Origin of the sequence: Ralstonia sp. Ralssp135 (assembly GCF_047304345.1) — a bacterium.
In the GTDB taxonomy this organism is placed as follows: domain Bacteria; phylum Pseudomonadota; class Gammaproteobacteria; order Burkholderiales; family Burkholderiaceae; genus Ralstonia; species Ralstonia chuxiongensis.
In genome coordinates this window covers 42066-63560 of sequence record NZ_JBGLYZ010000005.1, presented here as the reverse complement: position 1 = coordinate 63560, position 21495 = coordinate 42066, and the positions used below count along the sequence as shown (strand labels likewise).

21 protein-coding genes are annotated in these 21495 nt (G+C 65.5%); 14 read left to right on the top strand and 7 right to left on the bottom strand.

Annotation, left to right across the window (positions count from 1 at the left end; genetic code table 11):
- The first annotated feature begins 29 nt into the window (after window positions 1-29).
- Window positions 30-788, top strand: coding sequence for a sulfite exporter TauE/SafE family protein (locus ACCD03_RS06060; RefSeq protein ID WP_413411092.1), 759 nt, complete (start codon window positions 30-32; stop codon window positions 786-788).
- Window positions 789-805: 17 nt separating this feature from the next.
- On the top strand, window positions 806-1090 hold the full coding sequence (locus ACCD03_RS06055; RefSeq protein WP_413411090.1) for a hypothetical protein: 285 nt from the start codon (window positions 806-808) through the stop codon (window positions 1088-1090).
- Between the two features lie 248 nt (window positions 1091-1338).
- Here the strand turns inward: ACCD03_RS06055 and ACCD03_RS06050 are convergent, their stop codons facing one another.
- From ACCD03_RS06050 to ACCD03_RS06035, 4 genes are all read right to left on the bottom strand, one after another.
- Window positions 1339-1845, bottom strand: a complete 507-nt coding sequence (locus ACCD03_RS06050; RefSeq protein WP_413411089.1) for a TlpA family protein disulfide reductase — start codon at window positions 1843-1845, stop codon at window positions 1339-1341.
- Entirely contained in the window at window positions 1842-3095 is a 1254-nt protein-coding gene (locus ACCD03_RS06045) for a sialidase family protein (RefSeq protein WP_413411169.1), read from the bottom strand. The genes ACCD03_RS06050 and ACCD03_RS06045 overlap by 4 nt, the downstream gene beginning before the upstream one ends.
- A complete protein-coding gene (locus ACCD03_RS06040) occupies window positions 3095-5413 on the bottom strand; it encodes a TonB-dependent receptor (RefSeq protein ID WP_413411088.1) in 2319 nt (772 codons plus the stop codon). Before ACCD03_RS06040 ends, ACCD03_RS06045 begins: the two co-directional genes overlap by 1 nt.
- 84 nt (window positions 5414-5497) lie before the next feature.
- Window positions 5498-5899: a DUF2946 domain-containing protein gene (locus ACCD03_RS06035; protein WP_413411087.1), complete on the bottom strand. Its 402-nt coding sequence runs from the start codon at window positions 5897-5899 to the stop codon at window positions 5498-5500.
- Between the two features lie 200 nt (window positions 5900-6099).
- Here ACCD03_RS06035 and ACCD03_RS06030 point away from each other — a divergent pair, with 200 nt between their 5' ends.
- The gene (locus ACCD03_RS06030) at window positions 6100-7278 is read left to right on the top strand and encodes a hypothetical protein (protein WP_394373633.1); all 1179 of its coding nucleotides are present in this window, start codon (window positions 6100-6102) and stop codon (window positions 7276-7278) included.
- Window positions 7279-7290: 12 nt separating this feature from the next.
- Here ACCD03_RS06030 and ACCD03_RS06025 read toward each other — a convergent pair whose 3' ends face one another.
- The gene (locus ACCD03_RS06025) at window positions 7291-8745 is read right to left on the bottom strand and encodes an MFS transporter (RefSeq protein ID WP_413411168.1); all 1455 of its coding nucleotides are present in this window, start codon (window positions 8743-8745) and stop codon (window positions 7291-7293) included.
- Between the two features lie 177 nt (window positions 8746-8922).
- Here ACCD03_RS06025 and ACCD03_RS06020 point away from each other — a divergent pair, with 177 nt between their 5' ends.
- Together ACCD03_RS06020 and ACCD03_RS06015 are read left to right on the top strand one after the other, a co-directional pair.
- The gene (locus tag ACCD03_RS06020; protein WP_413411086.1) at window positions 8923-9534 is read left to right on the top strand and encodes a TetR/AcrR family transcriptional regulator; all 612 of its coding nucleotides are present in this window, start codon (window positions 8923-8925) and stop codon (window positions 9532-9534) included.
- 41 nt (window positions 9535-9575) lie between these two features.
- On the top strand, window positions 9576-10592 hold the full coding sequence (locus ACCD03_RS06015; protein ID WP_413411085.1) for a TraB/GumN family protein: 1017 nt from the start codon (window positions 9576-9578) through the stop codon (window positions 10590-10592).
- 18 nt (window positions 10593-10610) lie between these two features.
- On the opposite strand, the gene ACCD03_RS06010 is transcribed toward ACCD03_RS06015, so the two are convergent.
- Complete coding sequence (locus ACCD03_RS06010; RefSeq protein WP_325654855.1) at window positions 10611-10919, bottom strand: DUF1272 domain-containing protein; 309 nt, start codon at window positions 10917-10919, stop codon at window positions 10611-10613.
- Window positions 10920-10940: 21 nt separating this feature from the next.
- Window positions 10941-11894 carry a sugar-binding transcriptional regulator gene (locus tag ACCD03_RS06005; protein WP_413411084.1) on the bottom strand — a complete coding sequence of 318 codons (954 nt, stop codon included), beginning with the start codon at window positions 11892-11894 and terminating at the stop codon, window positions 10941-10943.
- A gap of 216 nt (window positions 11895-12110) precedes the next feature.
- Between ACCD03_RS06005 and ACCD03_RS06000 the strand changes: the two genes are divergently transcribed.
- From ACCD03_RS06000 to ACCD03_RS05960, 9 genes are all read left to right on the top strand, one after another.
- A complete protein-coding gene (locus tag ACCD03_RS06000) occupies window positions 12111-13436 on the top strand; it encodes an ABC transporter substrate-binding protein (RefSeq protein ID WP_413411167.1) in 1326 nt (441 codons plus the stop codon).
- A 61-nt stretch (window positions 13437-13497) separates the two neighbouring features.
- Entirely contained in the window at window positions 13498-14406 is a 909-nt protein-coding gene (locus tag ACCD03_RS05995) for a carbohydrate ABC transporter permease (RefSeq protein WP_413411166.1), read from the top strand.
- Window positions 14403-15224, top strand: coding sequence for a carbohydrate ABC transporter permease (locus ACCD03_RS05990; RefSeq protein ID WP_413411083.1), 822 nt, complete (start codon window positions 14403-14405; stop codon window positions 15222-15224). The genes ACCD03_RS05995 and ACCD03_RS05990 overlap by 4 nt, the downstream gene beginning before the upstream one ends.
- On the top strand, window positions 15221-15937 hold the full coding sequence (locus tag ACCD03_RS05985) for an HAD family hydrolase (RefSeq protein ID WP_045201788.1): 717 nt from the start codon (window positions 15221-15223) through the stop codon (window positions 15935-15937). Before ACCD03_RS05990 ends, ACCD03_RS05985 begins: the two co-directional genes overlap by 4 nt.
- Window positions 15938-15971: 34 nt before the next feature.
- Complete coding sequence (locus tag ACCD03_RS05980) at window positions 15972-17072, top strand: ABC transporter ATP-binding protein (RefSeq protein ID WP_413411082.1); 1101 nt, start codon at window positions 15972-15974, stop codon at window positions 17070-17072.
- A 28-nt stretch (window positions 17073-17100) separates the two neighbouring features.
- Entirely contained in the window at window positions 17101-18516 is a 1416-nt protein-coding gene (gene dalD / locus ACCD03_RS05975; protein ID WP_413411081.1) for a D-arabinitol 4-dehydrogenase, read from the top strand.
- A 68-nt stretch (window positions 18517-18584) separates the two neighbouring features.
- Entirely contained in the window at window positions 18585-20084 is a 1500-nt protein-coding gene (gene xylB / locus ACCD03_RS05970) for a xylulokinase (protein WP_413411080.1), read from the top strand.
- Complete coding sequence (locus ACCD03_RS05965; protein WP_413411078.1) at window positions 20081-21028, top strand: carbohydrate kinase family protein; 948 nt, start codon at window positions 20081-20083, stop codon at window positions 21026-21028. Before xylB ends, ACCD03_RS05965 begins: the two co-directional genes overlap by 4 nt.
- Before the next feature lie 71 nt (window positions 21029-21099).
- Entirely contained in the window at window positions 21100-21432 is a 333-nt protein-coding gene (locus tag ACCD03_RS05960; RefSeq protein ID WP_045201796.1) for a YnfA family protein, read from the top strand.
- Window positions 21433-21495: the final 63 nt, after the last annotated feature.

Here is a 21495-nt window from a genome sequence, read left to right as displayed (position 1 = left end):
AAAACAGACCCCCCCCAAATTCGCCCCCAATGGAATCCGCCACGCCGCTGCTTTTTGGCGCGGGCCTGCTCGCCGGCATGATGAATGCGCTGGCGGGCGGCGGCTCGTTTGTCACCCTGCCCGCGCTCATGTTCGCGGGTGTGCCATCAGTCTTTGCCAATGCGTCGAGCACGGTGGCGCTGCTACCCGGCGCGGCCACCTCGGCGTGGGCGTATCGCGCGGACTATCGCGAGTTCGGACACGTCTCGATGCGCGCCATGGTCGCGATCAGCTTGGTGGGCGGCCTGCTTGGCGCGCTGCTGCTGATGAACACGTCGTCCCGCGCGTTCGATTTCATCGTGCCGTGGCTGCTGCTGATCGGCTCGCTCGCATTTACCTTCGGCAAACAGGCCGGTGTATGGCTGCGCCAGCGCATGCAGATCGGGCGGACAACATTGCTGGTCGCGCAAGGTGCGCTGGCCATCTATGGCGGCTATTTTGGCGGCGCGGTGGGGATCATGATGATGGCCGTCTGGGCACTGTTCGGCCACGACGACATCAAAGCATTGAACGCCTCGCGCACGCTGCTCGTGGGCGCGACCAACCTCGTAGCCGTGGTCTGTTTTTCCCTGGCGAAGATGGTGTGGTGGCCACAGACGCTGGTCATGCTGGTGGCTGCCGCGCTGGGCGGTTATCTGGGCGCGCACGTCGGCAAGCGTTTGCCGGTGGCGGTTGTGCGGGCGCTGATTTCCACCTTCGGCTTTTCGATGACAGCGCTGCTGTTCTGGCGCGCCTGGTCACACGTTTGAGCATGAGGAGAACCGCCATGCCCCACATGCAGCCTCATCCCGCACACCGCACGCACGCGCCACGCGCGTATCGTGATCTGCTTCCTTATCGGGATCGGGCCACGCGCAATACCTGGCACGCCCATCTTGCTGAAACCCCAACTGACAAGCCGGAAATGGCCGGTGCGCAAGCGGTGTTCTACATCGCGCGTGGTATTGCTGTCTTGCTGGCCGCCGCAGCAGTGGGCCTGGGTGCGGCATCCAATGATGCAGAGCGCGCGTCCGAGCCATACCCCCCTTCTTCGCACGCGACAGCGCGCTGAGGGCGCGTTATCATCCGCCCCCCGCAGCACAGGCCCGTTCAATACAAATCCAGTATCGACCGGGCAAAGAAAAAGCCCGCGGGCCGGGGGGCGGGCGGGCTTAACATCTTCAGCCTTTGACGACGAAAGATGGTCGGGTGTGCTTTGTGAACGAGCAATGCGCCGGAATTCACAAAGCGAGGCCATTATAAAAAGTGCGCGCCCCCCGCCATACCCCAACAACGAGGGGGGTCCGCGTCGTTTTCTGATTAATCCCTGAGCGCTGTGTCCAGCGCCTGCGGCGTCAGTAACCCGCTCGATGCGTGGCGCTTGCCGTCCGAACGCAGGATGATCGTGCGCGGCATCTCGCCCTGCCAGCCAGGGTCGAGCGCGGCGCGCAAGCGCTCCGGCATGTCTTCGGCATTAGCGTATTGCGGCACATGGGCAATGCCAATCTTCCTGTCGCGGGCCAGCGGCGCCAGCGCGCGGTTCAGCATCTCGGCCTGGTCGGGGCCGTCCATCGACACCATCACCACATCCACATCTTGCTTGGCGGTGCGCCGCCATTGCGCGATACGGGCGATGTTCTCGCGGCAGTAGCTGCATTCCAATGACCAGATTTCGACGATAAGCGGGCGCGCGTGTGGCGTCTGCAGCAGCGCCGGCACATCGCGGGCATGCAGCGGCCGAAACTGCAGCGCGCCGGCGGCTTGCGCCGTAAAAGCGACGGCGGTCAGCGCCATGCCCATCGCAAACAATTTCCATCGAATCTTCATTCCGATGCCTCCAATGAGGGATTGGACGGAGCGACATTGCCGATATCAATCAGCCGGTAGCCCTCGGCCTGCGTGCGCCACGACAGGTAGACACGGCCATCGCGCGTGAGCAGTTGCGGGTGATCGCTACCGCCATCGGTATTTGCCACGCTGGCCGGCGCTGTCCAGTGCGCGCCGCCGTCGGCGGATTTACGCAGCAGGATCTGCATGCGGTCTTCGGCAAACTGTTTCCACACCAGCCACAGTGCGCCGTCCGCCGCGAGCAACGCGGGGTGCGATGCCTGCGCGCCTGCTTGTGCCGAACCGGCAAAGGACCATGCGCCACCGATCGGCTTGCCGTCGGCCGAGAGCCTGCTGTAGAACAGGCCAGGCTTGCCCTGCAGCACCGAGAACCACGCCATGTGCCGCACGCCATCCGCCGTGACGGCCAATGCGGGGCCGTGGTGCGGGCACGCATCGACGCGCCATTCCGAGAACGTCGCGCGCGTGACGGCAAGCGGCGTGTTATCGATCGGTAATGTCGCCAATGCGTGGTCGCGGATCTGCCCCGCAAACACGTTGCGCCACAGCGCGAGCATGTGGCCGTCGGCATCGGGCGCCAGCGCAATGCGGCAGCATTCGCAGGTCTGGTCGATGACCTTGCGCTCGGGCGCGAAGGTGGCGCCGCGGTCGGTCGAAACGGTGTAATACACCGCCGCGCCGTCGTACGACTGTTTGGCTGCCTGCGCGCGCAGCAGGTCGCGCTTGTCGATCCACGTGACGAAGATATGGCCAGCGCTGTCGACCGCAATCGAATCGAAGCGGTGCGTGATCGGCTGGCGGTCGTGGTGGACAGTGACCGGCGCGCTCCACGTCTTGCCGCCGTCAAGCGAGCGCGAGAAACGCACGAAGCCCGTGTACGGCGTATCGAGCGGGCGCGACCAGCTCACATACAACGCACCGTCCGGGCTGGCGATAATTTTCGGGCGGTTCTCGCCGTCGGTGTAGATCGGCTCGGGTTGCGGATTGATACGCTGCGGCTTGGAGAGCGTCTTGCCGAGATCGTCGGACGAGGCGACCACCACGTGCTGCCCTTCCGCCCACGTCACCCACAAGCGCCCTGCCTTGTCGAACGCCGCAGTCGTCGCAAGCTGCGGTTTTGCGGCAGCCTTGCCTGCCATGGCGCCGTGGTCATGGCCTTCGTGCGCGAGCGCCACCGTTGCCGCAAGCGCCAGCAGCGCACCAGCAAGGAATCGAGGAATCGACTGCATTACAGACGCCATTTCAGTTGTCCATAGAAGGTGCGTGACGGATACGGGTGGTACACGAAGTACCGCCGGTCGGTCAGGTTGTCGATGCCCAGCGCCAGCGTGATGTGCTTGTCGATGCGGTAGCTGGCCTTGAGGTCCACGGTGAAGAAGCTGCTGGTGCCACCATAGACGTTCGGCAGCACGTCGGTGTTGTCGAGCGTGCCGTATTGCCGCCCCGAATAGCGCACGCCTGCGCCCACCGTCCAGTCCTGCGTGGCGTGCCAGCTGGCAAACAGGTTTGCACGCACGCGCGGCATGCGCGGCCAGGTCTTGTCGACGTAGGTTGGGTTGGCGGCGTCGGCCAGCGTTTTCGATTGTGTGAAGGCAACGTTGGCCTCTAAGTCAACGCCGCGCACACCCGCTTCCTGCAGAACGTCCTGCCCCGAATACGCCAGTTCAATGCCTCGCGTGCGCACGCGGTCCACGTTCTGTACGTTCGTCACGTTGGGCGTGACCGTGATGTTGGTCTGCGTGTAGATGCTGTCGCGCACGTCGCTCTGGAACAGGCTGGTACGCAGCACGCCGTAGGGCACGGCCTGTTCGACGGTGAAGTCGAAATCATTGGCGCGTTCAGGCTTGAGACTCGGATCGTTGTTGACGATCGTGTTGCCGCTGATCGTGCCCTGGAACAACTCCGCCACCGTCGGAAAACGCACCGCACGGCCGTACGACAGGCGCAGCAACGTGTCTTGCGTGGCCTGCCATTGGATGGCCGCCTTGGGCGAGAACGCGTTTTCAGTACGGCTGGCGTAGCCCAACGTGCTCGCGCCGTTGCCCAGTTGACCGTTGTACGCGCGCCAGCTTTCGTAGCGCAGGCCCAGCGTGGCGAGCCAGCGCGGTGCAAACGCCCACGCGTCCTGCAAGAAGACGGCCTGCGTTTGCGTGTCGCCCTGGTAGCTGGATTTGAGCGTCGACAGCGTTTCCGTTGACCAGTTGGTCGCGTTGAAGGTCTGGTTACGCAGGTGGTATTGGTCGTAGTGGTATCCGGTCGTGAAGGTATGGCCGGACACCGCGGGCGACGTCGCCTTGATATCGAAGTTGGACCAGCCCGTGCCGTCGCCGTAGAACACCGTGCCGGGTCCATTGCCGGCCGCCGTGTTCGACGCGCGCAGAATGTCGCGCGAAACGTTGTAGGCCGACGCGTTGGTGTCGATCTTCCAGCCACCGATCTTGCCTTTCACGCCCAGGCCGTAGAGCCAGTTTTCCTGATCGCCGTTTTGCGGGGCAAAGGTGTTCGGGGCGATCGTGTACGGCGTGCCGTTGATCAGCACATTGCCGCCCGTGACGGTGTTGCCGGCCGCATCGCGCAGGAAGCTGAGCGCCTGATCGTTGAAATGGTTTTCCCAGTGACCCAGCGTAAGCGACGCCTCCAGGCTGTCGCTGAAGACGTAACCCAGGCGCAGCGTCTCTTGCAGTTGCTGGGTCCGCTCCAGCATCTGCGGCCCGAGAATCACGCGCGGCTGGCCGTTGGGGCCAAGATCCTGCCGCGCACCCGTGACCGGCACCGGCGTGCCGCCCGCCGTGAACCTGGAGTTGGGCGTGGCGTATTGCATCGGCTGGCTGTCGTTCTCCAGCCGGTCGACCGACAGCGCATACCAGAACTTGCCGATGCGGTCGCCCAGCGATGCGCTTTCGTGGTTTCCGGTGACGTTGCGCGAAAAGCCATATGCATCGCTGTAATGCTGGCTCATCACCTGCGTCTGCGCGGCGGCCTCGAATTTTTCCGGGCGGCGCAAGGTCATCGCGATGGTCGTCCCCATCGAATTGCCCGGCAGCAGCGCCGAAAACGGCCCATACAAAATATCTACGCGTGCAAGGTCGTCCGGCCCGACCATCGACCAGCGCGGCGGGTAGCTGTAGCTGGAACCCAGCAGGTTCGAGAGCAGGATGCCGTCGGCATACAGCAGGCCGCGCGCACTTTGAATCTCGTTGAAATCGCGACCGGCGAAGATGGAGTTGCGGTCGCCGATGAAGCGGCGGCGCACCATCACGTTGGGCTGGTATTTGACCGCGTCTTCGGTGGTGACGACATTGCGGTCGGCCAGTTGATCTGCCGTCACGCTTTGCACGACTGCGGGCGTATTGCGGGCGAATGGAGTGGGATTGGCGTTGGCCCGCACCACGGTGGGCGCGAGTTCCTGCATGACAGGCACGGGCACGGAGGCCGCGTCTTCAGCAGCGAAAGCAGACAGCGGTGCCGCCGCGCTCAGCGCGAGCGCAGCACGGCACACCAGCGTGCGCTTAGGGGCGATGGCCCCGGCGCGCTTGTGGAATGACATCGGAAAGATCTCCGGATTGCGATGGCGTTGGCCGCAACAAGGGCCAGACGCAAAGGCGCCACGGAGTTCACCCCCGCAGGCGCGTCAGATCGACAACGACGGAGACACAGGAGGGGCGCGCGACTCGGCCACGCGCAGCGCACTGCGCGCGTACACGGGCGCCGGGCTGGCCGGCTGCCGCACGCGATAGACGAAATGGGTGGAAGGAACATCCAGCGCTGGCAACGAGGCCAGCGCCAGCCCGGCGGCAAATCCCGGGCAATACAGACAGTGCGCCACGCTGTGGTGGGCGGCCGAATCGTCGGCAGAGCCATCGCCTTGCAGATCGATGGCAACCTGCACGGTGCTGCCATGCGGTGCCGTTGCGCTGCACAGCTCGACGGCAAGCGTGCCCGTGGCCGCCGCACGAGCGGAAGCGAGCACCGGCGACAGTACGTTCAGTACGATCGCAAGCCAGACGAGGAAGAGCCAACGGCGATGGAGCATGGATGGACAACGTCAGAATGTGCGGAGTATAGCGCTGCACACAGTTCCCCGAATTGCCTGCGGCACAGTGCCGCGCATCGGGAAAATCGGCGGAGATCGACTGGCGCTTGGATTGGAATTAGCCTTAATTATTGAATCGACTATAATTTATACCGACTTCCATAATCAGGTCTAAAACAGGGCTTTCCATGGATTCCCGAATCGACTCCGGCGACACCGGCCGCTTCAACTTCCACCGCCAGGACCTTGCCAACACGCTGTGCGACAGCCTGGAAGGCAAGGGTCTGGCCGATGCGCGTTCCGGGCTGTTCCTGGCGGCGCCCCGGCGCACAGGCAAAAGCACGTTCCTGCGCGAAGACCTGGTGCCCGAGGTCGAGCGCCGCAAATGGATCGCCATCTACGTGGATTTATGGGCCGACCGCGCCCGCGACCCCGGCTTGCTCATCGCCGATGCCATCAAATCGAAGCTGGCACAGTTCGACGGGCCGATCGCAAAGTTGGCCAAGCAGGCCGGCATGGAAAAGGTGGACGTGCTGCGCACCTTCACCTTCAACCTCGGCAAGATTGGGCTGCCGCCGGGCATCACGCTGGCCGACGCGCTGGATGTGCTCTACAAGGCGGTGCAGCGGCCTGTCGTGCTGATCATCGATGAGGCGCAGCACGCGCTGTCCACCGAGGCAGGCACCAACGCCATGTTCGCGCTCAAGGCCGCGCGGGACCAGATGAACCAGGGCGTGGACGAACCCCGTCTCTTCCTCGTCTTTACGGGGTCGAACCGCGACAAGCTCGCCAATCTGCTGCTCAATCGCACACAGCCGTTTTTCGGCTCGCGCGTGACGAACTTCCCGCTGCTGGGGCGGCCGTATGTGTCGGCGTACACGGCGTGGGTCAATCAACACCTGGCGCCGAACAACCAGTTCAAGGAAGACGACATGTTTGCCGCCTTCCAGCTGGTCGGCCACCGGCCCGAGATGCTCAAGGGCATCGTCAGCGAGATCGCCCTGGAGCTGGGTGAAGCCGCCAGCCTGGGCGAGTTGCTCAAGCGCGGCGCGCAGGGTTTTCGCGATCGTATCTGGGGCGAGATCGAGAGCGATTACAGCGCGCTGACCGAAGTCCAACGCGCCGTGCTGGCGGTGCTGATCGAGCGCGGGCAAGGCTATTCGCCGTTCTCTGAAGACTCGATGAAGGCGTATGCGGCCAAGCTTGGCCACAGCGAGTTCTCCACCGCCACGGTACAAGCCGCGCTTGACGCGCTGCGCGACAAGAACCTGATCTGGAAGGAGTCACGCGGCGCCTACGCGCTGGAAGACGAAAGCCTGGCGCTGTGGTTTCGCGAGACGCGGGGCGCCCATGCCGTGCCACCGAAGTTGAGCAAGTAGCGCCTCTGATCATCAAACTGCTGCCACCGGCACCGCCTGCGTGCGGCCGAGCAGGCCCCATACCACCGCCGCCGACACCACGGATACGACGGCCAGCGCATGCGCAATCTGTGCAAACGCAGCAACGTAGGCCGAGATGAGCGTCGGCGCCGATCCGGCCGGCAGCAGCGTCAACGCCGCGGGCACGTTGCCCATGGCGGTGCGGTGTGCGGCCTCCATCCAGGTCGCTACGTTCGCGCTGCCCGACGCGCCGGCCTGCGAAACGATGAGCGCCGTCAGCACCGCGCCCACCACGGCCAGCGTAATCGCTTCCCCAGCCACGCGCGTGGTGCTGAAGATGCCGGTGGCCATACCCGCGCGCTCCTTGGGCACCACGCTCACCGACAGACCATCCATCAGCCCCCACGCGAAACCGGTGCCGAAACCCGTGAGCAGCATCGGCAAAAACCACGCGGCGGCCGGCTGGCCTGGCGCGACATCGCCCAGCCACCAGAAGCCCATCGCCGCCACCAGCAGCCCGCCACACGTCAGCGCCGCCGCAGACCACCGATGCGCGAGTTGCACCGCCAGCAGCGGCACCACCAGCAACGGGAGCGACAAGGCAATCATCGTGATGCCTGCCTCGGTTTCGCCCTGCCCCTCGATGCCGATGAGGCGCGCGGGCAGCAGCACCAGCATCGCCACGTAGCACGCCGTGGCGAGCGGCAAGAACTGCACGCCGACAAAACGACGGAAGCGGAAGAGCGACAGATCCAGCATCGGCCTGACCACGCGCTGCTCGATGGCGACGAACACGGCCAGCCCAAGCGCCGACGCAGTGAACAACGCCAGCACCACGCCGTCGCCCCAGCCGCGCTCGGGCACTTCCATCAGCGCCCACGTGAGCAGGACAAGCGTGGCCGTAAAGCTTGCGGCGCCGGCCCAATCCACGCCGCGCGCATCGGGATCGCGCGTTTCCCGCATGCGCGGCACACCAAACACAAAAGCCAGCGCGCCCACCACCGCGCACAGCACGAAGATGGCGCGCCAGCCCTGCGTCTGCACCAGCGCGCCCGCAATCAACGGCCCGAAGGCCAAACCCACGCCAAAGGTCGTCCCCAGCAGGCTGAAGGCGCGAATGCGCGCATGCCCATCAAACTCCTGAGCCAGCGCAGCCGAGCCACCCGCCAGCGACATCGCCGCCGCCACGCCCTGCAGCGCGCGCAGCCATCCGATGGCGTTCACGCTGGGCGCCAGCGCGACGCCAATCGATGCCAGCACGAACAGCGCGATCCCACAGGCGAACACGCGCTTGCGGCCATACGAATCAGCCATCGCGCCTGCCACCATCAGGCAACTGCCGAAGGCCAGCATGAAGCCGTTGACCACCCAGTTGAGCGCCGTGGCACTGCCGCCCAGCGCGCGTCCGATGGCCGGCGTGGCCACCGCCGCACCGGTGAAAGACAGCGGCAGGACCAGCCCCGCCATGCAAACCGCCGCCAGCACCAGCCAGCGCCCGGCGTGCTGTGAGCGATGCGAAATCGTCGTATTCAAGGAAGCCTCTTATTTTTGTATCGATCGGTATACAAATTAACGAGGCGACACGACCGGCGTCAAGGATTAATATATTGACCGGTACAGAAATAGGGATTTCAGGACTTCATCATGGCGACACGCGGACGCCCCCGCACCTTTGATCGCGACGAAGCCTTGCGCCAGGCCATGACCGTGTTCTGGGCGCGCGGCTACGAAGGCACCACGCTCGACGAACTCAAGCAGGCGATGGGCGGCATCACCGCGCCGAGCTTCTACGCGGCATTTGGTTCGAAGGAAGCGCTCTTTCGCGAGGCCGTTGCGCTGTACCGGCAGACGGCTGGCAGCACCACGGCCATCGCCCTGACGGAACCGGCTACCGCGCGCGAATCCATCGACGCGCTTTTGCGCAGCAACGCCCTTGCCTTCAGCCAGCCCGACGCGCCGCGCGGATGCATGGTGGTGCTCGGCGCGCTGCTGTGTTCGGCCCCCAATCGGCAGGTGCAGGAGGACTTGCGCGCGATCCGGCTGGAAACCATCGAGGCCATCCGAACGCGCATCCGCCGCGGTATGGATGAAGGCGACGTGCCCGCCACGGCCAACGCCGATGCACTTGGCGGTTACTACGCGACCGTGCTCAACGGCCTGTCGATCCAGGCGCGCGACGGCGCTCCGCGTGAAGCCTTGATCGCCACCGTCGATTGCGCGATGGCCGCGTGGGACGCGATGGTCTGCGCCCGCTAAACTGCACAGACGACCACAACAATATTTCGGGGAGCAGCCAAATGGCAGGCAATCGCACCACGTGGCGCGCGCTGGCGGCCGCGTTTTTTCTGCTGACGGGCACGGGCGCCGCTGTGGCGCAAGACGCAACGCCCGCGCAGGCACAGGCCACAAACTGTCCGCCCCCGGCCTCCAGCTTCATCCCCAAGGACGGCTGGGCCGCCGCCGCGCAACGCGCGACCGACCACGGCCTGCTCTGGCGTATCGAAAAGAACGGTCACACCTCGTGGCTCTACGGGACGATCCATGTGGCGCGGGCCGACTGGATGCTGCCCGGCCCCGCCGTGCGCAACGCGCTTCAGCAGGTGGATAGCATCGCGCTCGAACTCGACCTGCTCGACAAGGACACCGACCGCAAACCGCTCACCGCGCACAACAGCGCAGAAGATCGCCGCCTCATGGCCGGCCGGCGCGGTGAACGCTTCAACAAGCTGCTTTCTGCCGCGTGCCTGCCCGACACGGCGCTCACACAGATCCGCAAATTCCAGCCGACCATGCAGTTGGCCTCGCTGGCGGTGCTGGGGGTGCGCACGGACGGGCTCTATCCCGATTTCGGTATCGACCTGTTTCTCACGACCTACGCCAAGAGCGTGCACTTGCCCATCGTGCCGCTAGAAACGCTGGCGCAGCAGGTGCGCGTGCTCAACGAGATCGTGCCGAAGAACGAGGTCGCGCAGCAATTCGACACCGTGCTCGACGCGATTGAATCGGGCGAGGCGCGCACGCAGACGCTCACGCTCGCCAACGCCTGGGCCGACAGCGACATCAGCACGCTGGAGCACTACCCTCAGTGGTGCGATTGCCTGAAGACCGCGACGGATAAACGCGCCTTCCAACGTCTGGTGACGAACCGCAACCGCGCCATGGCTAACAACATTGCGCGCGTGCACAACAGCGGCCAACGCGTGTTTGCTGCTGTGGGCGCGTTGCACATGATCGGGCCCAAGGGGATTCCGGCGCTGCTGGCGGCGCGCGGATACAAAGTCACGCCGGTGTTGCCGGCGGCCGTACCGCGTTAGCCCGCACGCGTTTTCCAGTCAGCGCCTTTCCGGCGGCGTTGATCCCACAGCCGCCGCCAGTTCGGCATGCACGGCCAAGTCTGCCCGACGATGCTTGACCATCGTGCTGGCCGGGTGCTTGCCCAGGAAGTTGCCGTTCTTCCAATCTTTCGACGGGCGAATCGGCCGTGCCGTAAAGCCGCCACCGCAGTTCGGGCAGACATTGCCAAACACGCTGTCTACACAGGTCGCGCAGAACGTGCATTCGAATGAGCAGATGCGCGCGTGGGTCGCATCGGGCGGCAGCGCCGTGTTGCAGTGTTCGCAGGTCGGGCGGAGTTCGAGCATCACGTTCTCGGTGTGGTGAGTTCAGTCCATTGCAGCCAGAATCCGCTGCGCGCACGCTTCGTCGGTCACAAGACCGGTCAGCCAGCCGCCTCGCAACGCCGCCCCGATCGCGCCCGCCTTGGCCACGCCGCCAGCAATGGCGATCACGGGGCGAGATGGCATCGGCTTGAGCGGCAAGCTGGTGATGCGGCTCTGCAGCGGCACATCCAGCAAGCGCCCCTGGGCGTCGATCGGCCGGCCGATCAACTCGCCTGCCGCGCCATGGGCAAGCAGATCTTCCACATCCTTCGCGCTGATGAAGCCGTCGACCTGCAATGCGCAACCGGGCCCGATCGTGCCGACACCAATGAAGGTGACATCCGCCTGCGCAGCCAAATCGGCCACCACGCCGTAGAGCCGGTGCTGGCACCACTGCCGGGTGTCTTCGGCGCTGTCCGCAACGAGCGGCGCAGGGAGCAGGTAATAGCGGCTGCGGGTTTTCTCCGCCGCGGCAAGCGCGACGTCGTAGCGGTTGGACGAGCCATCCGCCGCAATCGCCCCGACCATCGAGACGATGCGATGCTGCGGCCGGTCAATATCCGGAAGTTGATCGATCGCGGCGCGCAGCGTGCGGCCCGAGCCGACGTTCACCACGCGCGGCGCGTCGGCCAGCAGGTGGCGCTCCATGATTTCTGCGGCGGCCACGGCAATCATGCGTTGTGCAGCGTCTGCATCGTCGGCACTGGCCGGCACCACATGGCAGGTCTCCAGCCGGAAACGGCTGCGCAGGTTCTCCGCCAACTCCAGACACGCTGACACCGGGTGCGTCACGCGCACCTTCACCAGCCCATGTTCTACCGCATAGGCGATCAGCCGCTGCGCGATCTGGCGCGACACGCCCAACTGCTCGGCGATGTCGTGCTGCGTGTGGTTGCCCACGTAGTAAAGCCACGCCGCGCGCGCGGCCTGGTCTCGTTTTTCCTGCTGCTTGGACACGCAGCGCCTCCTCTAGAACCTTGGCGATATGGCATGCATCGTATCGTGCTTTTGCCCTCTCACCGAGCATTTGCTTGACAATCGCAACATCGCATCCGATTATTTGCTCGCAACACGGACAATTGCTCAAAACCCGAAGCAAGTCCAGGCGGTGCGCCCGCATCGCCACATTCCAAGAAAGGAGACGACTGCATGTTCCGCACGCTTCTGCGCGGGATGGCCCGCCCATCCCAACTACTCAAGCTGACCGCCCTCGCTGCCTTCCCCGCTCTCTGCGCTCTCACTGCGCATGCCGCACCCACCACGCTCACGATTGCCACGATCAACAACCCCGACATGATCGTGCTGCAGAAACTGTCGAGCCAGTTCGAGCAGGCGCATCCCGACATCAAACTGCGCTGGGTCACGCTGGAAGAAGGTGTGCTGCGCCAGCGCGTGACCACCGACATCGCCACCGGCAGCGGCCAGTTCGACCTGATGACGATCGGTGGCTACGAAGCGCCGCTGTGGGCCAAGAAAGGCTGGCTCGCCCCGCTGGACATGCCCGCCAGCTACGACACGGCCGACCTGCTGCCGACGGTGCGCGATGGCCTCTCGCAGGGCGGCAAGCTCTTCGCCGTGCCGTTCTATGCCGAAAGCTCGATGACGTATTACCGGCGCGATCTGTTCAGTGCGGCGGGCCTGAAGATGCCCGAGCAGCCCACGTATGACGACATTGCCAAGTTCGCCGCCAAGCTGCACGACCCCGCCAAGGGTGTGTACGGCATCTGCCTGCGCGGCCGGGCCGGCTGGGGCGAAAACATGGCGCTGGTGTCCACCATGGTCAACACGTTCGGAGGCCGCTGGTTCGACGAGAAATGGCAGCCAACCATCGACACGCCGCAGTGGAAACAGGCGGTCAACACGTATGTCGACCTGTTGAAGAAATACGGCCCGCCCGGTGCAAGCAGCAACGGATTCAACGAGAACCTTGTGCTGTTCTCGGGCGGCAAGTGCGGCATGTGGATCGACGCGACTGTCGCCGCCGGCATGGTCAGCAGCGCGAAGGATTCCAAGGTGGCCGACAAGGTGGGCTTTGCGAATGCGCCCATCGCCAGCACACCGAAGGGCTCGCATTGGCTGTGGATCTGGGCGCTTGCGGTGCCGAAATCGTCAAAATCGCCGGAGGCCGCCAAGACGTTTGCGGCATGGGCGACATCGAAGGACTACATCCGCGCCGTGGCCAAGGCGCAGGGCTGGGGCGAGGTGCCGCCGGGCACGCGCGCATCGACGTATGACGACCCGGCCTACCAGAAGGCTGCGCCTTTCTCGAGCTTCGTGCGGCACGCCATCGAGACCGCCAACCCGAACGATCCGTCCGCGCAGAAGGTGCCGTACACCGGCGTGCAGTTCGTGACGATTCCGGAGTTCCAGTCGCTGGGCACGGTGGTTGGCCAGGCGATTGCCGGTGCGCTCACGGGCAAGACGACCGTGGACGATGCACTCCGTGTCTCGCAATCGCAGGCACTGCGGGCGATGCGCCAAGGCGGCTATCTGAAGTGATGCAGCCGCTGCTGCGCCAGGAGGTGTCATGGAACATGTATTGGAGTCTCGGGTGAACGGCATGGGTGGTACGCCGTCACCGGCCCAGCCACAGCGCGCGCGGCGCTGGCTGCCCACGCTGCTGGTGTCGCCATCGGTGCTGGTTCTGCTGCTGTGGATGACGGTGCCGCTGGCGATGACGCTGTATTTCTCCGTCAGCCGCTACAACCTGCTCAACCCTGACCAGACCGGCCTGGCGGGGCTCGACAACTACCGCTTCCTGATCGAAGACCCCGCCTTCTGGCCGGCCATCGGCAACACGTTGGTGTTGATCGGCTCGGTGCTCGTGATCAGCGTCGTGGCGGGCACGTTGCTGGCCGTGCTGTTCGACCAGCCGTTTGCGGGGCGCGGTGTGGCGCGCATTCTCGTGATCAGCCCGTTCTTTGTCATGCCGACGGTGGCCGCGCTCATCTGGAAAAACATGATGCTGCACCCCGTTTACGGTCTGGCCGCGTGGGTGGCGCGCCTGTTCGGTGTCGAGCCGGTGGATTGGCTCGCGACGCAGCCGATGCTCTCCGTGATCATCATCGTTGCGTGGCAGTGGACGCCGTTTGCCTTCCTGATCCTGTTGACGGCGCTGCAATCGCTCGACCCTGAGCAGAAGGAAGCCGCGCAGCTCGACGGCGCGAGCCCCGTGCGCATCTTCTGGCACATCGTGCTGCCGCACCTGAAGCGTGCGATTGCCGTGGTGGTGATGATCGAGACCATCTTCCTGCTCTCGATCTTTGCCGAGATCCACACCACCACCGCCGGCGGCCCCGGCACGGCCACGACCAACCTCGCCTACTTCGTCTACAGCCTCGGCCTGCAGCAGTTCGACATCGGTATTGCGTCGGCCGGCGGCATCGTGGCCGTCGTACTGGCAAACGTGGTGGCGTTCTTCCTCGTGCGCATGCTGGCCCGCAACCTGAAGGGAGTGCACGAGCAATGAGCGCCCTCACCTCAACCTGGCGCACACGGCTTGCCGGCGTGCTGGCGTGGGCGATTGCCCTGGTGCTGTTCTTCCCGATCGCGTGGGCAGCGCTCACTGCCTTCAAGACCGAACAGGACGCCTACACCCCCACGCTGTTGTTCACGCCGACGCTCGACAGCTTCCGCGAGGTGCTGGAGCGCGCGCACTACCCGAGCTTCCTCGGCAACTCGCTGGCGGTGTCGATCATCTCTACGCTGCTGGCCCTGGCGATTGCCATTCCGGCGGGCTATGCGATGGCGTTCTTCCCGAACAAGCGCACCCAGCAGGTCCTGCTGTGGATGTTGTCGACCAAGATGATGCCGGCCGTGGGCGTGCTGCTGCCGGTGTACCTGCTGGCGAAGACGGCGGGGCTGTTGGATTCCATCACCGCGCTCGTCATCGTCTACACGCTCGCCAACCTGCCGATTGCCGTGTGGATGGTCTTCACCTACTGCAACGACGTGCCGCGCGAGATTCTGGAGGCCGCGCGCATGGACGGCGCCAACCTCTGGCAGGAACTCGTCTACGTGCTGCTGCCGACGATGCTGCCGGGGCTGGCCTCCACGGCGCTGCTCCTGCTGATCCTGTCGTGGAACGAAGCGTTCTGGAGCCTGAACCTGACCAGCATCGATGCCGCACCGCTCACCGTGTTCATTGCGTCGTACGCCAACCCGGAGGGGCTGTTCTGGGCGAAGCTGTCGGCGGCCTCGGTACTGGCGATTGCGCCGATCCTCGTGCTGGGTTGGCTGGCACAACGACAACTTGTGCGCGGCCTGACATTCGGGGCCGTGAAATGACGCCACACGCCAACGAATACGCCAACGAGCGCGCCCCCGCCTACCTGATCTGCGATTGCGACGGCGTGCTGATCGACAGCGAGTCGGTGGCGTTGCGCGCGCTGATCCGCACGCTGGGTCCGCACATACCGCACCTTTCATCCGCCGCGCTGGAAGACATGCTCGAACCGCGCCTGGGCATGAACACGATGGCACTGCTGAGCGAGTTGCAGAGCAGCATCGGCTTTCACCTGTCCGACGCGCAACTGGCCACCGTGGTGGCTGATGTCGAACACGACTGCGCCACGCAATCGCAGCCGGTGCCCGGCATTGCCAACCTGCTCGCCACGCTGCCGCAGCCCAAGGCCGTCGCCAGCAACAGCAGCCGCCCGCGCATTGAAGCGAGCCTGCGCCGCGCCGGACTGCGCGAGCTGTTTGGCGAGCATATCTATAGCGCCTACGAAACACCGCGGCCCAAACCGGCGCCTGACGTGTATCTCGCCGCGTGTGCGGGCCTGGGCGCCAGCCCCGCACAATGCCTAGTCATTGAAGACAGCGACACCGGCGTGCGTGCCGCCCGGGCCGCCGGCCTGACCGTATTCGGCTTTGCCGGCGTCGCGCATGTGCCGGCTGTCGCCACGCAGCGCCTGCTGGCTGCCGGCGCGCGGCACGTCTTTACCGACATGCGGGCACTGGCCGACGCGCTTTCTTCGACGCTCGCCACGCCCGCCTGATCCGCACACAGAACACGCCCAAGGAGACCTCGCCATGGCCAGCCTGACCCTGCGCAATCTGCAGAAGCGCTACGAGCAGAACACCGTCTTGCACGACATCAACCTTGATATTGCCGATGGCGAATTCGTCGTCTTCGTCGGGCCTTCGGGCTGTGGAAAATCGACATTGCTGCGCACGATTGCAGGCCTGGAAGACATCGACGGCGGCGACCTGCTGATCGGCGATACGCGCGTGAACGATGTGGTACCCGCCAAGCGTGGCATTGCGATGGTGTTCCAGTCATACGCGCTGTATCCGCACATGAGCGTGTACGACAACATGGCCTTCGGCCTAAAGCTGTCGGGCATGAAGCGCGAGGCCATCGACGCTGCCGTACGCCGCGCTGCCGAAGTCCTGCACATTGATGCGCTGTTCGACCGCAAGCCGCGCCAACTCTCCGGCGGTCAACGCCAGCGCGTGGCCATCGGTCGAGCCATCACCCGCGAACCGAAGGTCTTCCTGTTTGACGAGCCGCTCTCAAACCTGGATGCCGCATTGCGCGTGAAGATGCGCCTGGAGTTCGCCCGCCTGCACGACGCACTGAAGACCACCATGATCTACGTCACGCACGATCAGGTGGAAGCCATGACGCTGGCCGACAAGATCGTCGTGCTGCGTGACGGCCGCATCGAACAGGTGGGCTCTCCGCACACGCTGTATCACCACCCGGCCAGCCAGTTCGTGGCGGGCTTTATCGGCTCGCCGAAGATGAACTTCCTGCGTGGCGCCGTCGCGCGTGCCGACGCGTCGGGCGTGGCCGTGGCGCTCGCGGGCGGCCAACAGCATGTGGCCGTATCGCCGGGTGAGCTGCGTGCGGGGGATGCCGTCACGCTCGGCATCCGCCCGGAGCATCTGCATCTGGACGCGGGCGGCGCACTACAAGGCACCGTCACGCATATCGAGTCCTTGGGCGACGTGGCTTATCTGCATGCCGATTGCGAAGCCGCGCAGGATGGCCTTGTGCTGCGTGTGCCGGAATCTACCAAGCTCGCGCATGGCAGCGCCATCACGTTGACCGCGGATGCCACGCACTGCCACCTGTTCGACGCCGAGGGCCGCGCGCTGCCGCGCCTGCAAGCGCAACTGGCCGCCTGAGGCGCACACCCCAACGTTGCACACGATCATGCCTTCCCCCCACTCCTCTACCTGGCTGCACCTGGGTGCCGGCTCCTTTCATCGCGCGCACCAGGCGTGGTATCTGCATCGCCTTCGCGAGACCGGCGACACGTCGTGGCGTTTGGCGCTGGCCAATATCCGCGACGATGCCGGCCCGCTGCTGCATGACCTTGCCGCTCAGCACGGCGCTTACACGCTGGAGACCGTCGACACCGCCGGGCATCGCGCGTACACGCGCATCCAATCCATCGATGCCGTCGTGCCGTGGGATGCCGAACTCGCGGCGCCGTGCGAGATCGGGGCGGCGCCCGATACGCGCGTGATCTCCTTTACCGTGACGGAAGGCGGCTACTACCTCGACCAGCAGCACCAACTCGACGCGACGCAGCCAGACATCGCCGCTGACCTGCGCGGCGGTGCCTGCACGCTATACGGCGCGCTGGCCCGTCTGCTGCACCTGCGCTTGCAGCGTGGCGGCGCGCCCCTCACGCTGCTCAACTGCGACAACCTGCGCCACAACGGAGAACTCTTTCGCAGCGGCCTGCGCCAGTTCCTCTCGTTGCGCAGCAGGCCCGACGACAGCGGCCTTGTTGCATGGCTCGACGCACATGCCAGCACGCCCAACACGATGGTCGACCGCATCACACCACGCCCGACCGACGCGTTGCGCAATCGCGTGACCGCACAGACCGGCTGGCAAGACCGCTGCCCCGTGATGGCCGAAACCTTTGCGCAATGGGTGGTGGAAGACGATTTCCGTGCCGGGCGGCCCGCGCTCGAACGCGTGGGCGTCGAGTTCGTCCCTTCGGTGCTGCCGTACGAGGAAGCAAAGATCCGCGTGCTCAATGCCAGCCATAGCTGCATCGCCTGGGCCGGAACGCTGCTGGGGCTGCACACGATTGACGAAAGCGTTGCCGTGCCGTCCATCCAGCGCCTGGCGTGCGACTACGTGACCGACGATGTCATCCCGTGTCTCACTGCCAATCAGCCCAGCCCCATCGACCTGGCGGCCTACCGCGACACCGTTCTCGACCGGTTCGCCAATCCGCATATCGGCGACACCAACCAGCGCGTGGCGGCCGACGGTTTTTCGAAAATTCCCGGGTTCATCACGCCCACGCTGGCTGAGTCCTTTGCGCGCGGGCATGTGCCGCTTGCCACGGCGATGCTGCCGGCACTGTTCTTCGTATTTCTGGAGCGCTGGCATGCGGGCACGCTGCCGTATGCCTATCAGGATGGCCAGTTCGATCCGGTTGCCGCGCACGCCATGCTCGCCGCAGACGACCCGGTTGCCGTGTACTGCCGGAACGCCGCACTGTGGGGCAATCTCGCGGGCACGGAAGCGCTCACCGGCCTTGTTCGCGACGCCATCGAGCGCGTGCGGGCGTGGCTGGCAGTCGAACAAGCCGCAACGGCCGGTTAGTTGCCAACCAACGTATCAGCGGATTCGCGCGACAATCCACGGTTCAAGCAACCGGACCCGGCGGCCCCATGTACCTCGGCATCGATCTCGGAACCTCGGAAGTCAAAGTGCTGCTGCTCGATGCAGCGGGCGCCATCGTCGGAGCGGCGGGCGAGCCGCTCACCGTATCGCGACTGCATCCGGGCTGGGCCGAGCAGACGCCGGAAGATTGGTGGCAAGCCACGAGTGCAGCCGTCAGCAAACTGCGCAATGCGGCGCCGGAAGCCTTCGCCGCCACGCGCGCGGTCGGCCTGTCGGGCCAGATGCACGGTGCGGTGCTGCTCGACGCACGCGACCGTGTGCTGCGCCCTGCCATGCTCTGGAACGACACGCGCAGCACCGCCGAATGCCTGGAACTCACCCGCCGCGTGCCCGACCTGCACACCGTCGCCGGCAACCTGGCGATGCCCGGTTTTACCGCGCCGAAGCTGCTGTGGAGCGCACGCCATGAGCCCGATGTGTTCAACGCCATCGATTGCGTGCTGCTGCCCAAGGACTACCTGCGCCTTCGCCTGACGGGCGAGCGCGCATCCGACCCATCGGACGCGGGCGGCACGCTCTGGCTGGACGTGGCACGGCGCACCTGGTCCGACGAACTGCTCGCCGCGACGGGCTTGTCACGCCGCCAGATGCCGCGCCTGGTGGAAGGCAGCGCGCCCAGCGGCACGCTGCTGCCCGAGGTGGCCAATGCATGGGGCCTGGCGCATGACGTCATCGTTGCCGGCGGCGGTGGCGACGGCGCGGCCAGCGCTGTGGGCATCGGCGCGACACAGCCCGGCGATGGCTTCCTGTCGCTGGGCACGTCGGGCGTGATCTTTGTCGTCAACGACCGTTTTCGCCCGAACCCTGCCCAAGCCGTGCACGCGTTCTGCCATGCGCTGCCGGGGCGTTGGCACCAGATGAGCGTGATGCTGTCTGCGGCAAGCTGCCTGCGCTGGTTCTGCCGGCTGACGAGCGTGCCGGAAGCCACGCTGCTGCCGGAAATTGCGGCGCTGGCCGAATCTGAACGCCAGTCAGCGCCGTTCTTCCTGCCCTACCTTTGCGGTGAGCGCACACCGCACAACGACGCGTTTGCGCAAGGGCATTTCCACAACCTCACACACGCCAGCGACCGTGCCGCGCTCGGTTATGCCGTGATCGAGGGCGTCGCCTTCGGCATGGCGGATGGCCTGGACGCGTTGCGCGCAGCGGGCACGCAGGTTGCATCGCTGTCGTTTGTGGGCGGCGGCTCGCGCAGTCCGTTCTGGGCGCAGTTGCTGGCCGACACGCTCAACACCGAACTGACGACGCATGTCGGCAGCGAAGCCGGTGGCGCCCTCGGCGCTGCCCGCCTGGGCTGGATGGCCGATGGCGGCATCGAAGCGGCCGTCTGCGCCAAACCACCCGTGCAAGCCACGTATCGGCCCGATGCCGCACGCCACGCGCGGCTTGCTGAACGGCTATCGACATTCCGTGCGCTGTATCGGCGTGCTTCGCCGCTGCCGCTTACACCTTCCGCTCAAACGACTGACCTGCCATTGCCAGCATGACCGACTTCTTGTCATTGCCCCGCCTCGTCGTCTTTGGTGAAGCGCTGACTGATTTTCTGCACCAGGGCAACGGCCAGTGGCTCGCCCGGCCGGGCGGCGCGTGCTGGAATGTGGCACGCGTGGCGGCGCGTCTGGGTGTGCCCACGGGCTACGCGGGCGCCATCAGCAACGACGTGTTCGGCGATGCGCTCTTCGCAGATTCCCAGGCGGCTGGCCTTGACCTGCGCTTCCTACAGCGCGTCGACCGCTCGCCGTTGCTGGCAATGGTCACGTCCACCCAGCCGCCGCACTATTTCTTCGTGGGCGATGACAGCGCCGATCTGCATTTCGATGCACACGCCCTGCCCGCCGGCTGGCAAACCGCCGTGGAGATCGCCCACTTCGGCTGCATCAGCCTAGCGCGCGAGCCGCTGGGCAGCCGCCTGGTGACACTGGCCGAGACGCTGGCCGCGCAAGGCACGCGCATCACCTTCGACCCGAACTGGCGCACGGCGATGGACGCACCGCACTACGCGCCGCTGCTGCTGCGCATGGCCGCCATCGCGTCTGTCATCAAGGTGTCCGATGAAGATCTGCGCCAGCTTTTCCCCAGGGATGCTGATCCGCTGAGCACGCTGCGCACCCTCGCGCCGCAGGCCGACATCCTGCTCACGCTCGGGGCCGATGGCATGGAATGGCTGGCAGCAGCGCACCGGGGGCAAGACGATGCCCGTGTCGCACAACCGGCCTTTGCCGTGCCGGTGGCGGACACCGTCGGCTGCGGCGATGCCGCCATGGGAAGCTGGCTGGCGAGCCTGCTGCAATCGCCCGATGCGCCCGTTCAAGCGCACTTGCGCCAGGCCGCCGCCGCGGCCGCCCTCACTGCCACACGCGCCGGCGCGTATGCGGGCACGCAGGAGGAAGTCGATGCGCTGCAGCAGGCGCACACCGCCTCGCACGCCTGAGACCACGTGGCAGCGCGGCGCCGCATGCCACAATCTGCGCCGTCCGCGTTTTGATTGCTTCGGGGCCCACTTTGGAACTGCTTCGCATTGCCTTGCTGTTTGCCGTCACCGCCGTGGCGGAAATCGTCGGTTGCTATCTGCCCTGGCTCGTGCTGCGTCAGGGCAAGCCGGTCTGGCTCTTACTGCCGGCGGCCGCCTCACTGGCGCTGTTTGCGTGGTTGCTGACATTGCACCCGACCGCCGCCGGCCGCACCTATGCCGCATACGGCGGCATGTATATCGCGGTGGCGCTGGTGTGGCTGCGCCTGGTCGACGGCGTGACGCTCACGCGCTGGGACATCGGCGGTGCGGCCATTGCGCTGACGGGCATGGCGGTGATCGCCCTGCAACCGCAGGCCAACTGATCGAATTGCGCAGATATTTAGGTTTTCCTGAGCGAAACGGAACCCTAAGCCACCGCCAGGATC